Origin of the sequence: Pseudomonas mendocina (assembly GCF_900636545.1) — a bacterium.
Taxonomy (GTDB): Bacteria; Pseudomonadota; Gammaproteobacteria; order Pseudomonadales; family Pseudomonadaceae; genus Aquipseudomonas; species Aquipseudomonas mendocina.
Window position 1 is genome coordinate 3,997,403 of sequence record NZ_LR134290.1, and the last position, 13,777, is coordinate 4,011,179.

Below are 13,777 nucleotides of genomic sequence, written 5' to 3' on the forward strand. Positions count from 1 at the left end.
GACACGAGTCTGTACCGACACAGCAGTGCAATTTAAGAGAACGATAATCTACCTGAGAATTATTTGCATCAGATAAATAATCTGGTTAACGTCTTGCGCCGTCGCCAACCAGGCAGTCGCAGAACTGCCAAGCATGCATTGGAGTATCACCATGCTCGTTCGCCCGCCGTACGCTCGCCGCCCCTGGCTTGCGTTGCTATTGCTGTGCCCTTCCCTGGCCCTGGCCGATACCCCGGCCGAACTACCCGACGTCGAAGTCACTGCTGCCGCAGCCAGGCAAACGCTGCCGACCACCACCCAGACCGATGCACAGACGCTGGAACGCCGACAGATTCGCAGTTTCGATGACCTGTCGCGCCGTGCCGAGCCTGGACTGAACTACAACCGCAGCAACAACAGCATCAATATTCGCGGCCTGGATCGCGACCGAGTGCTTACCACCATCGACGGTATCCGCATGCCCTGGCTGAATGACGCCGTGCGCGAGGTGAACGGCGGCCTGGACAGCATCGACTTCCAGAGCCTGTCCGCAATCGACGTGGTGCGCGGCGCCAACTCCAGCCAGGTTGGCTCCGGCGCCCTGGGCGGAGCGCTGCAACTGCGCACGCTGAACCCGGATGACCTGCTGGGCGACAGGGACGAGTTCGCCGGCATGGTCAAGAACGACTACGACAGCACCGACCGCAGCTGGGGGCTCAACGCCGCTCTGGCCGGCCGTTTCAACGACACCTCCTGGTTACTCCAGGCCGGCGGACGCAAAGGCCACCAACTCGAAAACCAGGGCAACCAGAATGTGCTCGGCACGCTGCGTACCGAGGCCAACCCCAGCGATACCGATCAGCACAGCCTGCTGCTCAAGGTTCAGCAGAAGCTCGGCGGCGGGCACCGCGTCGGTGTGACCGCCGAACTGTTCGAGCGCACAGAAGACATGGACAGCCGCATCAACCAGGGCACCGCCAACTACCCTCGGCACTACGACACACGCGAGAACAACGAGCGCAAGCGCCTGTCCTTTGACCACCAGTACCGCGCCGATAACGCTGACAGCCTGCTCGACTGGGCCGACACCATCGTTTACTGGCAGAAGCTGCAGCGTGAGGATGAGGTGGAGGCGACTCGCGCCGGGACGCTGGCCGGCCCCTTCGGCCGCAGCAACGAGATCGAGAAGACCCAGTACGGCATCACCAGCACCCTGGGCAAGCAGCTGGGCCAGCACAATCTAACCCTTGGCGCGGAGTGGAGCCGCATCGAGGCCGAGCAGTACAGCAGCGGCTACGATGCCTGCCCCAGCGTGCTGGTACCGCCCTTCCCGCCGCGCCCGGACAGCACACCCGCCGGCATCTACTTTTCCTGCATCAACCTGCACACCAACCAGGCCGAAATGCCGAAAACGCCGGGCAACCTGTACGGTCTCTATCTGAAAGACGACATCGCCCTCAGCGACACCCTGATCCTGACGCCAGGCGTGCGCTATGACCGCTACGAGTACAAACCCAGGAGCGGCACCAGTGGTTACGTGCTGGCCGGCGACAGCGTGATGCTCACCGAGAACAAGGACTCTAACTGGGCCGGCAGCCTGCTGCTGACCTGGCAGGCGCACGAGCTGGCGACCCTCTACGCGCAGTGGGCGCAGGGCTTCAAGGCACCGGACGTAAACGAGCTGTACAGCACCTTCACCAACTCCGGCATGGGCTACGCACGCGTCGGCAACCCCAACCTCAAGCCCGAGGAAAGCACCGGCTACGAAGTTGGCGCGCGCCTGGGCGACAAGCATCTGGGCGGCTCCGTCAGCCTGTTCGACAACCGCTACAAAAACTTCATCGACAGCATCACCGCCAACGAAGAGGACTACGGCTTCCAGGCTGGTGAGTTCCCGACTTTCTTCGAGGTGATGGAGAACCGCGACAAGGTGCGCATCTACGGCGCCGAAGGCACCGCGCACTGGCAGTTCGCACCCTCCTGGCAGGCCTGGACCTCGGTCGCCTGGGCCGTAGGCAAGGACCGCGAAACCAAGCAGCACCTAAACTCGGTCGCCCCCCTGACCGGCACCCTCGGCCTCAGCTACACCCAGCAGCACTACGGCGCGGACCTGATGCTGACCGCCGCCCGCCGTCGCGACAAGGTCGAGAACGACAGCGACTTCAAGGCCCCCGGCTATGGCGTGGTCGACCTCACCGGTTACTGGCAACCGGCAGCGCTGGATGGCGTCCGACTGCAGGCCGGTCTGTTCAACCTGTTCGACAAGAAGTACTGGAACGCCCTCAACGTGCCCAGCATTGGCGGCCGCACCAGCCCGCAACCAATCGACTACTACAGCGAGCCCGGGCGCAGCCTCCGCGTATCGGCCTCCTGGCAGTTCTGAGTTCCACTTGGCGCAAGGATGCGCCCTCCTCCTTCTTGCGGGATAATCCGCCCGTCTTGCGGCGCTATGCGCCACCTTCTTCCTGCCGGAGGAAGGTCATCCGAGGTCGTCGACCTTCACGCTAACGGGAAACCGCGATGATTCGCTTGTGCGCCCCACAGGAACTGGCCGAGGGTCAGAGCCGGGGCTTCGTGCTCGACCAGTTGAACCTGCTTGCAGTACGCAGGGACGGTCAGGTGCACGCCTATATCAACCGCTGCCCACATCGCGGCATCGCCCTGGAGTGGCGGCCAGACGACTTTCTCGATGACAGCGGCAGCCTGATCCGCTGCGCGACTCACGGCGCGCTGTTTCTGATCGAGAGCGGTGAATGCGTGGCCGGCCCGTGCGAGGGCCAGGCGCTGCAGAGGCTGGCGTGCAAGGAAGACGCGAACGGAATCTGGATTGCGCCGTAGGATACGCTGTGCGCACGGCGTTCCCAAAGCAGTAGCCGGTGCGCACGGCGCACCCTACGCAAGGACATCCAGCCGGCGGACCAGGGTGATCCCTTCAGGGCTGAGCTCGGCGCCGTAGGCCAGCACCTCCACCCCCGCAGCCTTGGCATCACGCAATCCCGCCGCGTAGGCAGGATCGATCTCCTCCGCCGCCCTTACGGCGCGAATGTCGGAGAGGTTCACGCAATACAGCTGCACCGTGCGCACACCGGCACGCGCCAGCGCGGCCAGCTCGCGTAGGTGCTTGGCACCGCGCTGCGTCACTGCATCAGGAAAGGCCGCCACATCGCTGCCATCGAAGCCCAGCGTCACGCTCTTGACCTCGACAAAGGCCGACCCGCTCGGGTAATCCAGGCGAAAATCGGCGCGGCTGTTCTCCACACCGTAAGCCACCTCGCGATTGAGCGCGGTAAAGCCAGCCAGTTCGCTGATCACGCCGGCACGCAGCGCTTCTTCCACCAGCGCGTTGGCCCGCGCGGTGTTGATGCAGGCCAGGCGCCCCTGCGGCGTTTCGCTGATTTCCCAACTGCCCGGCAACTTGCGCTTGGGATCGTTGCTGCGGCTGAACCACACCCGACAGCCTTCACTCATGCAGTTGAGCATCGAGCCGGTGTTGGCGCAGTGGATGGTCATCTGCTCGCCGCTGGCCGTCTCGATATCGGCGAGAAAGCGCTTGTAGCGGCGCAACAGCCGCCCTTCCTCCAGCGGCGGATCAAAGCGCATCGGGCTTCCAGCTCTTCAGGCCGCGGGCAATGCGTTCGACCGCCTGCTGCAGGCGCTCGACATTCTGCGTGTAGGCGAAGCGCACATGGTGCCCGGCCTGGTGACGACCGAAATCCAGACCCGGGGTGAAAGCCACGTGCTCGGTTTCGATGAAGTGGCGGCAGAAGGCAAAGGCGTCACCGCCAAAGGCGCTGATGTCTGCATATAGATAGAAGGCACCTTCAGGCGTAGCGGCGATACCGAAGCCCAGCTCGCGCAGTGCCGGCAGCAGATAGTCGCGGCGGCGTTGAAACTCGTGGCGGCGCTCTTCGAGGATCGCCAGGGTGGCGGGCTCGAAGCAAGCCAGCGCGGCATGCTGAGCCATGCTCGGTGCACTGATGTAGAGGTTCTGCGCCAGCTTCTCCAGCTCCGGCACGGCGGCATCGGGCGCTACCAGCCACCCCAGACGCCAGCCGGTCATGCCGAAATATTTGGAGAAACTATTGAGGACGAAGGCATCGTCATCCACTTCCAGCACGCTGGGCGCATCGCAGCCATAGGTCAGGCCATGGTAGATCTCGTCCACCACCAGATGACCGCCACGCTGCTTGAGGCAGGTCGAAAGCGCCGCCAACTCATCCTTGTGCAGCAAGGTACCGGTGGGGTTGGCCGGCGAGGCGACCAGGGCGCCGACGCTGTCGGTATCCCAGTGCCGCTCCACCAGTTGCGGGGTCAGTTGGTATCGCACGTCCGGGCCGACCGGCACCAGCTGCGCAGCGCCTTCGACCAGGCGCAGGAAATGACGGTTGCACGGATAGCCCGGGTCGGCCAGCAACCAGTGCTTGCCCGGGTCGACCAACAGGCTGGCGGCGAGCAGCAGCGCACCGGAGCCGCCCGGTGTAACCAGAATGCGCTGCGGGTCGATGCTCAGTCGGTAACGCTCGGCATAGAAGCCGGCGATGGCTTCGCGCAGCTGCGGCAGGCCGCGCGCTGCGGTGTAGCGCGTGTGTCCGGCGGCCAGCGCGGCCTGACCGGCACGGATGATCGGCTCGGCAGTGGTGAAGTCCGGCTCGCCGATCTCCAGGTGAATGACATCGTGACCGGCCGCCTGCAGCTCGTTGGCACGTGCCAGCAAGGCCATCACATGGAAGGGTTCGATGGCGCGACTGCGCGCGCTGTAGAGCTGAGCCATGGGTCCGTCTTCAGGGTTGCGAGGCGCGGATTCTAGCAGGGCTGCTTGAGGCCGCGGCAAGGACGCGAAAGCGCCGCTACGCTTGCTAGTCGATGGCATTCAGATTTCGTTCACAGCCCGGACAGGGCGGAGACAACCGGGAGTAGCGCGCCCCGATTCGATCTGGTAAGTTCGCCGGCTTGCAGTCGCAGGGCCGGACAAACGCCTGGCAATGGAATAACCTGCGCGATGGATTAGAAAGAGTGAGAGGCGTCATCCATGCCCACAAAAGAAAAAGCCAAAAGCACCAGCCAGCTGATTCGTGGTTTCGAGCCTTATCCGGAAAAGAAAGGCGAGGAATACATGAGCGAGCCGATGCGCGCTCACTTCACCAGCATCCTCAATAAGTGGAAGCTGGAGCTGATGCAGGAAGTCGACCGTACCGTGCACCACATGCAGGACGAAGCGGCCAACTTCCCCGACCCGGCCGACCGCGCCAGCCAGGAAGAAGAATTCAGCCTGGAACTGCGTGCCCGTGATCGCGAGCGCAAACTGATCAAGAAGATCGACGAAACCCTGCAGCTGATCGAAGACAACGATTACGGCTGGTGCGATTCCTGCGGTGTCGAGATCGGCATCCGCCGCCTCGAAGCCCGCCCGACCGCGACCCTTTGCATCGATTGCAAGACGCTGGCGGAAATCAAGGAAAAGCAGATCGGTTCCTGATCTGACGACGGGGCGCTTAGGCGCCCCGCTCTGTTTCTGGCCTTCGCTTCATGAACACAGCCTATATCGGGCGTTTCGCCCCTACGCCCAGCGGTTACCTGCACTTTGGCTCGCTGGTCGCCGCCCTCGCCTCCTATCTCGATGCCCGCGCCGTCGGCGGCCGTTGGCTGCTGCGCATGGAAGATCTCGATCCGCCCCGGGAAGTACCCGGCGCACAGGATGCGATTCTGCGTACCCTGGAGTGCTACGGTTTCGAGTGGGACGGCGAACTGGTACGCCAAAGTGAGCGCCACGCCGAATACGCCGCGGTCATCGCCCGCCTGTTCAGCCAGGGCCTGGCCTACGCCTGCATCTGCTCACGCAAGCAGCTCGAAGGTTACGCCGGGATCTACCCCGGATTCTGCCGCAACGCCTGCCACCCTGATCACGACGCGGCCATCCGCCTGCGCGTGCCGGAGCTGGACTATCACTTCGTCGACCGGGTGCAGGGGGAGTTTCGCCAGCACTTGGGCCGTGAAGTGGGCGACTTCGTGATTCGTCGTCGCGACGGCCTGTTCGCCTATCAGCTCGCCGTGGTGCTGGACGATGCCTGGCAGGGCGTAACCGACGTGGTACGCGGCGCCGACCTGCTCGACTCCACCCCGCGCCAGCTGTATCTGCAGGAACTGCTGGGGCTGTCACAACCACGTTACCTGCACGTGCCGCTGATCATCCAGCCGGACGGGCACAAGCTGGGCAAGAGCTACCGCTCGCCACCCCTGCCCGCTGACCAGGCCGGGCCGCTGCTGCTGCGCGCACTGCGCGCGCTGGGGCAACAGCCGCCGGCCGACCTGCAGGGCGCCACGCCGGGCGAGCTACTGGCCTGGGGCGTCGCCAACTGGGACGCCACGCGCATTCCACGAAGCCGTACCCTGGCAGAAGCGCAACTGAGGTAGGGTGCGCACAGCGACTCCTACGGCAAGCCTCAAGTTTGTGGCTTGAAGCGCGCGGCATCCTTTACCATCGCGGCATCTTTCGACGAGATGTCACATGTATATCTACCGACTGGTTCTGATCCTGGTAGTGGGAATCTACCTGTTCTCACCGGCCATCATGGACTGGTGGATCGACCCCAATGGCGCCTGGTACCGGCCTTATCTGCTGTGGCTGATCCTGATCGTCGTCACCTTCATTCTTCAGAGCCAACGCGATGCTGACGAGCTTTAGCCTGAGCGAACTGATCCTGATCAGCGCCGGCTATCTGCTGATGCTGTTCGGTGTCGCCTGGGTCAGTGAAAAAGGGCTGATTCCGCGCTGGATCATCCGCCACCCGCTGACCTACACCCTGTCGCTGGGCGTATACGCCAGCGCCTGGGCCTTCTACGGCACGGTCGGCCTGGCCTACCAGTACGGTTACGGCTTTCTCGCCAGCTACCTCGGGGTTTCCGGGGCCTTTCTGCTGGCCCCCGTGCTGCTTTACCCGATCCTGCGCATCACTCGCACCTACCAGCTTTCATCGTTGGCAGACCTGTTCGCCTTCCGCTTTCGCAGCACTTGGGCCGGCGCACTGACTACCCTGTTCATGCTGATCGGCGTACTGCCGCTACTGGCCCTGCAGATCCAGGCGGTGGCCGACTCCATCGGCATCCTCAGCCGCGAGCCGCTGCAGGAAAAGGTCGCGCTGAGTTACTGCGGGCTGATCATCCTCTTCACCATCCTGTTCGGCGCGCGCCATATCGCCACCCGCGAGAAGCACGAGGGCCTGGTGTTCGCCATCGCCTTCGAGTCGCTGGTCAAGCTGATCGCCCTCGGCGTGATCGGCTGGTACGCGCTGTATCAGGTATTCGGCGGCCCGCGTGAGCTGGAGCTATGGCTGGTGCAGAACCAGGCGGCACTGGCCACGCTGCATACGCCGCTGCAGGAAGGCCCGTGGCGCACCCTGCTGCTGGTGTTCTTCGCCTCGGCCATCGTCATGCCGCACATGTATCACATGACCTTCACCGAGAACCTCAACCCACGCGCCATGGTCAGCGCCAGTTGGGGCCTGCCGCTGTTCCTGCTGCTGATGAGCCTGGCCGTGCCGCTGATCCTCTGGGCCGGCCTCAAGCTCGGGGCGACCACCAACCCCGAGTATTTCACCCTCGGCCTGGGTATCGCGGTCAACAGCGAAACCCTGGCGCTGCTTGCCTATGTCGGCGGGCTGTCGGCCTCCAGCGGCCTGATCATCGTATCCACCCTGGCCTTGTCAGGCATGGCACTGAACCACTTGGTACTCCCCCTGTACCAGCCGCCCGCCGAAGGCAACATCTACCGCTGGCTGAAGTGGACACGCCGCGCGCTGATCGTGGCCATCATCATGGCCGGCTACGGCTTCTACCTGCTGCTCGGCGCCCAACAGGACCTGGCCAACCTGGGCATCGTCGCCTTCGTCGCCACCTTGCAGTTCCTGCCCGGCGTGCTGTCGGTGCTGTATTGGCAAACCGCCAATCGCCGCGGCTTCCTCGCCGGTTTGCTGGCTGGCATCAGCGTATGGGCCATGACCATGCTGCTGCCGCTGCTGGGCAATCTGGAAGGCTTCTACCTGCCGCTGTTCAACGTCATCTATGTGCTCGACGATGCCAGCTGGCACCTCGCAGCCATCGCCTCGCTGGCCGCCAACGTACTGGTGTTCACCCTGGTCTCGCTGTTCACCGAGGCCAGCCCCGAGGAAAAAAGCGCCGCCGAAGCCTGCGCGGTGGATAACGTGCGCCGTCCCCAACGACGCGAGCTGGTCGCCGTGTCGCCACAGGACTTTGCCGCACAACTGGCCAAGCCGCTCGGCGCCAAGACCGCCCAGCGCGAGGTGGAGCAAGCCCTGCGCGATCTGCATCTGCCGTTCGACGAAAGCCGCCCCTACGCCCTGCGCCGGCTGCGCGATCGCATCGAGGCCAACCTGTCCGGCCTGATGGGGCCGAGCGTGGCGCAGGATATCGTCGAGACCTTCCTGCCCTACAAGTCCGGCAGCGAAGGTTACGTCACCGAAGACATTCACTTCATCGAGAGCCGCCTGGAGGACTACCAGTCGCGCCTTACCGGCCTGGCCGCCGAGCTCGATGCGCTGCGCCGCTACCACCGCCAGACCTTGCAGGAATTACCGATGGGCGTCTGCTCGCTGGCCAAGGACCAGGAAATCCTGATGTGGAACCGAGCCATGGAAGAGCTCACCGACATCCCCGCACAGCGCATCGTCGGCTCGCGCCTGAGCACCCTGGCCGAGCCCTGGCAAAGCCTGCTGCAAGACTTCATCGAATGTCCCGACCAGCACCTGCATAAACAGCACCTGGCGCTCGATGGCCAGATTCGCTGGCTGAACCTGCACAAGGCGGCCATCAATGAACCGCTGGCGCCCGGTAACAGTGGCCTGGTGCTGCTGGTCGAAGACCAGACCGAAACTCAGGTGCTCGAAGACAAGCTGGTGCATTCCGAACGCCTGGCCAGCATCGGCCGTCTTGCTGCGGGGGTCGCCCACGAGATCGGCAACCCGATCACCGGTATCGCCTGCCTGGCGCAGAACCTGCGCGAAGAACGTGAGAACGATGGCGAACTGACCGAAATCAGCGGGCAGATCCTCGAGCAGACCAAGCGAGTGTCGCGCATCGTCCAGTCGCTGATGAGCTTCGCCCACTCCGGCAGCCACCAGCGCAGCGACGAGCCTGTGTGCCTGGCCGACGTGGCGCAGGATGCCATCGGCCTGCTGTCGCTGAACAAGCGCAACTTCGATATCCAGTTCTACAACCTCTGCGATCCGCAGCACTGGGCTTGTGGCGACCCACAGCGTCTGGCCCAAGTCCTGATCAACCTGCTGTCAAACGCGCGTGATGCCTCGCCCCCCGGCGGCGCCATCCGCGTACGCAGCGAGGCCAGCGAACATACCGTCGACCTGATCGTCGAGGACGAAGGCAGCGGCATTCCCAAGGCGATCATCGACCGCCTGTTCGAGCCTTTCTTCACCACCAAGGACCCCGGCGAGGGGACCGGCCTGGGCCTTGCGCTGGTCTATTCGATCGTGGAAGAGCATTATGGACAGATAACAATCGACAGCCCGGCCGACCCCGAGCGCCAACTGGGCACTCGAATTCGGGTCACCCTGCCGAGACATGTCGAGGCGACGTCCGTAGCGATGTAAACAGCGACAGAGGTGCCAATGGCACCACCGTGACCGTCGAGAGACCGAATTGATGCCACATATTCTTATCGTCGAAGACGAAACCATTATCCGCTCTGCCTTGCGCCGCCTGCTCGAACGCAACCAATACCAAGTCAGTGAAGCTGGCTCGGTACAGGAAGCCCAGGAGCGCTACAGCATTCCCACCTTCGACCTGATCGTCAGCGACCTGCGCCTGCCTGGCGCGCCGGGTACCGAACTGATCAAGCTGGCCGAAGGCACCCCGGTGCTGATCATGACCAGCTACGCCAGCCTGCGTTCGGCGGTGGACTCGATGAAGATGGGCGCGGTCGATTACATCGCCAAGCCCTTCGACCACGACGAGATGCTGCAGGCCGTGGCCCGTATTCTGCGTGATCGCCAGGAAGCCAAGAGCGCACCAGCGCCAACCACTACCAGCGGCACTCGCGGTAACACTGCCGAGAAGGCCGCGGACAACGCCAACGGCGAGATCGGCATCATCGGCTCCTGCGCTGCCATGCAGGAGCTCTACAGCAAGATTCGCAAGGTCGCGCCCACTGACTCCAATGTACTGGTGCAGGGGGAGTCCGGTACCGGCAAGGAGCTGGTCGCGCGCGCCCTGCACAACCTCTCCAGGCGCGCCAAGGCGCCGCTGATCTCGGTGAACTGTGCCGCCATTCCGGAAACCCTGATCGAGTCCGAGCTGTTCGGCCACGAGAAAGGCGCCTTCACCGGCGCAAGTGCCGGACGCGCGGGGCTGGTGGAAGCGGCTGACGGCGGCACGCTGTTCCTCGACGAAATCGGCGAGCTGCCGCTGGAAGCCCAGGCGCGACTGCTGCGCGTGCTGCAGGAAGGCGAAATTCGCCGGGTCGGCTCGGTGCAGTCGCAAAAGGTGGATGTACGCCTGATCGCCGCGACCCACCGCGACCTGAAGACCCTGGCCAAGACCGGCCAGTTTCGCGAAGACCTCTATTACCGCCTGCACGTCATCGCCCTGAAACTGCCAGCCTTGCGTGAACGCGGCAGCGACGTCAGCGAGATCGCCCAGGCCTTCCTGGTCCGCCAGTACACGCGCATGGGCCGTGAGCCACTGCGCTTCGCCCATGATGCCGAGCAGGCGATCCGCCATTACTCCTGGCCGGGCAACGTACGCGAACTGGAAAACGCCATCGAGCGAGCGGTGATTCTCTGCGAGGGCGCGGAAATTTCCGCCGACCTGCTGGGCATCGACATCGAGCTGGACGACCTGGATGACGAGGATTTCGGCTTGCCGGCGGTTGCCGGGCAAGGCGCAGGCAACAGCCATGAGCCTACCGAAGACCTGTCTCTTGAGGACTACTTCCAGCACTTCGTCCTCGAACACCAGGACCACATGACCGAAACCGAGCTGGCCCGCAAACTGGGTATCAGTCGCAAATGCCTGTGGGAACGCCGTCAGCGCCTGGGCATACCGCGACGCAAATCCGGTGTGACCAGCGGCCCTTGACGTCACGGCTGCGGTGAAAACCTGCCCGCACATGGGTTCCACAGGTTGTTACCGTTTCAATATCTCGTAACAAAGGCCGGGTCTAACGGTAACGAAAACCCGGCTTTTTTCTACCCATCCGAATACCCATAACCGCCTCAAGCCCTTGATTTACAAGGAATCGCAAAAACTGGCACGGCATCTGCTTTATCTCTGGCACAACAACAATAACAAGCAATGCCCTACACAATAAGAACAAGACGTAACGACTCCAGAACAACAAGAACAACAAGGTACGGAGGCGCAGCTAACTGATTCTTTTGGAGAGGAGTTGCCGCAAGGGGTTCGCCCCAGCGACCAGGCTGAGAACAATAAAACTGCCCTGAGGCAGCGCCGGAACTGGTTGATTAAGGCAGCATCAGCGTCCAAAGAAATCCGTTTGCTATTGGCTCCCCATTCTAGGGAGCACCCGGTAAGCCACGGCAAGCCGGGAAGGGCCGAACAACAAAAACAACAGGCCCTCAATAACAATAAAAAATAGAGCACGCACCAACTTGGGGGGGAGCTTCGGCTCCCCCAGTAGCTTCTGGTCCCAGAATCCCCGCCTGCCGCCCTTCTACACACCTTCTCCCGACACGATGCTAGAATCCGCAGCAATCATGCGGTCATCATTCCGTATGCCGTCGAAACAGGTTGCCGAAGCAGGCGCCAGCGTAGCGTTCACGGTTCGAGTGCGAATCAAGGACTGCTGCCCTCAACGCCGCGATGCCCTCCAGGCAGCACCTCGACAGCATATGGAGCAGGCCGGCCACTACACCAAACAGTGCATCCCATGCTGAAAAAGCTGTTCAAGTCTTTCCGTTCACCTCTGCGCCGTGCCCCACGCCCACGCAGCACTCCCGAAGTGCTGAGCAGCAGCCAACATCCTCTCAAGCGCAACGAGATCAGCCGTCACGCCATCAGCGTGGTCGAGCGCCTGCAGAAGGCGGGCTACCAGGCCTATCTGGTCGGTGGCTGCGTACGCGACCTGCTGCTGGATATCGACCCCAAGGATTTCGACGTGGCTACCAGTGCCACGCCCGAGCAGGTACGTGCCGAGTTCCGTAACGCACGGGTGATCGGTCGCCGTTTCAAGCTGGTCCACGTTCACTTCGGTCGAGAAATCATCGAAGTGGCGACCTTCCGCGCCAACCACCCGCAAGGCGAGGAAGAGGAAAACAGCAACCAGGCAGCCCGCCACGAAAGCGGCCGTATCCTGCGCGACAACGTCTACGGCACCCTGGAAGACGACGCTCAGCGCCGCGACTTCACCATCAACGCGCTGTACTACGACCCGACCCAGGAACACATTCTCGACTACGCCCGCGGCATGCACGACGTGCGCAACCACCTGGTACGCCTGATCGGCGACCCGGAGCAGCGTTACCTGGAAGATCCGGTACGCATGCTGCGTGCGGTGCGCTTCGCCGCCAAGCTGGACTTCGAGATCGAGAAACACAGCGCCGCACCGATTCGCCGCCTGGCCCCCATGCTGCGCGACATTCCCTCGGCGCGCCTGTTCGATGAGGTGCTCAAGCTATTCCTCGCCGGTTACGCCGAGTACACCTTCGACCTGCTGATCGAACATGACCTGTTCGCCCAGCTATTCCCGGCCAGCGGCGAGGCGCTCAAGCGCAACCCCGAGTACACCGAGAAGCTGATCCGTCAGGCTCTGATCAACACCGACGACCGCATCCACGACGGCAAGTCGGTCACACCGGCGTTCCTCTTCGCAGCCCTGCTCTGGCCTGCACTGCCAGCGCGCGTGCTGCAATTGCAGAGCAAGGGCATGCCGCCAATCCCGGCGATGCAGGAAGCCGCCTACGAGCTGATCGCCGAGCAGTGCCAGCGCATCGCCGTGCCCAAGCGATTCACCATCCCGATTCGCGAGATCTGGGACATGCAGGAGCGCCTGCCGCGACGCAGTGGCAAACGCGCCGATTTGCTGCTGGAGAACCCGCGTTTCCGCGCTGGCTATGACTTCCTCCTGCTGCGCGAACTGGCCGGCGAGGACACCGGAGGCCTGGGCGAATGGTGGACGGATTACCAAGATGCCAACGACAGCGAGCGCCGGCAGATGATTCGCGACCTCGCCGGCAAGGGCGAAAGCACCGGCAACGCGCCGCGCAAACGGCGCCGCAACAACAATCGTCGCAAACGCAGCGAAAGCGGCGGCGAATGATGGAGCGGGTCTACATCGGTCTCGGCAGCAATCTTGCCGAGCCCCTGCAGCAGTTGCGCGCAGCCTTGAACGCCATCGCCCAGTTACCGCACAGCCGCTTGCAGGCGCAGTCGTCGTTCTACATCAGCGACCCGCTCGGCCCGGCGGACCAGCCACGCTACGTTAACGCAGTGGCGGCGCTGGATACCGAGCTGGAGCCCTGGCAGCTGCTGGACGCACTGCAACGCATCGAGCAGGAGCAGGGCCGCGTGCGCAAGGCCGAGCGTTGGGGCCCGCGCACCCTGGATCTGGATATCCTGCTGTTCGGTGACCGCCTGCTCGACGACGAGCGCCTGACGGTACCGCACTACCACATGCATGCTCGCCCCTTCGTGCTCTACCCGCTGGCCGAGCTGGTCACAGAGCTGCAATTGCCGGACGGTCGCAGCCTGAGCGCCCTGCTGGACGCCTGCCCCTTCAGCGGGCTGGAACGCCTGCCGCAGTAACTGCTGT

General features: G+C 63.4%; 11 protein-coding genes. 9 read left to right on the forward strand and 2 right to left on the reverse strand.

The window, feature by feature from the left end:
* Positions 1-151: 151 nt before the first annotated feature.
* Together EL191_RS18600 and EL191_RS18605 are read left to right on the forward strand one after the other, a co-directional pair.
* Positions 152-2,362: a TonB-dependent hemoglobin/transferrin/lactoferrin family receptor gene (locus tag EL191_RS18600; protein ID WP_041980721.1), complete on the forward strand. Its 2,211-nt coding sequence runs from the start codon at positions 152-154 to the stop codon at positions 2,360-2,362.
* A gap of 137 nt (positions 2,363-2,499) precedes the next feature.
* The gene (locus EL191_RS18605; protein ID WP_041980719.1) at positions 2,500-2,817 is read left to right on the forward strand and encodes a Rieske (2Fe-2S) protein; all 318 of its coding nucleotides are present in this window, start codon (positions 2,500-2,502) and stop codon (positions 2,815-2,817) included.
* A gap of 54 nt (positions 2,818-2,871) precedes the next feature.
* On the opposite strand, the gene sfsA is transcribed toward EL191_RS18605, so the two are convergent.
* Together sfsA and EL191_RS18615 are read right to left on the reverse strand one after the other, a co-directional pair.
* Positions 2,872-3,579, reverse strand: a complete 708-nt coding sequence (sfsA, locus tag EL191_RS18610; RefSeq protein WP_041980718.1) for a DNA/RNA nuclease SfsA — start codon at positions 3,577-3,579, stop codon at positions 2,872-2,874.
* Positions 3,569-4,750, reverse strand: a complete 1,182-nt coding sequence (locus EL191_RS18615) for a pyridoxal phosphate-dependent aminotransferase (protein ID WP_041980717.1) — start codon at positions 4,748-4,750, stop codon at positions 3,569-3,571. The genes sfsA and EL191_RS18615 overlap by 11 nt, the downstream gene beginning before the upstream one ends.
* A gap of 258 nt (positions 4,751-5,008) precedes the next feature.
* On the opposite strand from EL191_RS18615, the gene dksA reads away from it, so the two are divergent.
* The 7 genes from dksA to folK all read left to right on the forward strand — a co-directional run bounded on the left by dksA (position 5,009) and on the right by folK (position 13,770).
* Positions 5,009-5,455: an RNA polymerase-binding protein DksA gene (dksA, locus tag EL191_RS18620; protein ID WP_013716970.1), complete on the forward strand. Its 447-nt coding sequence runs from the start codon at positions 5,009-5,011 to the stop codon at positions 5,453-5,455.
* 50 nt (positions 5,456-5,505) lie between these two features.
* Complete coding sequence (gene gluQRS, locus EL191_RS18625) at positions 5,506-6,390, forward strand: tRNA glutamyl-Q(34) synthetase GluQRS (RefSeq protein ID WP_013716971.1); 885 nt, start codon at positions 5,506-5,508, stop codon at positions 6,388-6,390.
* Positions 6,391-6,484: 94 nt separating this feature from the next.
* Positions 6,485-6,661, forward strand: a complete 177-nt coding sequence (locus tag EL191_RS18630) for a hypothetical protein (RefSeq protein WP_003244646.1) — start codon at positions 6,485-6,487, stop codon at positions 6,659-6,661.
* Positions 6,645-9,599: a sensor histidine kinase gene (locus tag EL191_RS18635; RefSeq protein ID WP_017363704.1), complete on the forward strand. Its 2,955-nt coding sequence runs from the start codon at positions 6,645-6,647 to the stop codon at positions 9,597-9,599. The genes EL191_RS18630 and EL191_RS18635 overlap by 17 nt, the downstream gene beginning before the upstream one ends.
* Before the next feature lie 52 nt (positions 9,600-9,651).
* Positions 9,652-11,085 carry a sigma-54-dependent transcriptional regulator gene (locus EL191_RS18640; RefSeq protein ID WP_017363703.1) on the forward strand — a complete coding sequence of 478 codons (1,434 nt, stop codon included), beginning with the start codon at positions 9,652-9,654 and terminating at the stop codon, positions 11,083-11,085.
* Between the two features lie 811 nt (positions 11,086-11,896).
* A complete protein-coding gene (locus tag EL191_RS18645) occupies positions 11,897-13,285 on the forward strand; it encodes a polynucleotide adenylyltransferase PcnB (protein ID WP_041980715.1) in 1,389 nt (462 codons plus the stop codon).
* Positions 13,282-13,770: a 2-amino-4-hydroxy-6-hydroxymethyldihydropteridine diphosphokinase gene (gene folK, locus EL191_RS18650; protein ID WP_013716975.1), complete on the forward strand. Its 489-nt coding sequence runs from the start codon at positions 13,282-13,284 to the stop codon at positions 13,768-13,770. The genes EL191_RS18645 and folK overlap by 4 nt, the downstream gene beginning before the upstream one ends.
* Positions 13,771-13,777: the final 7 nt, after the last annotated feature.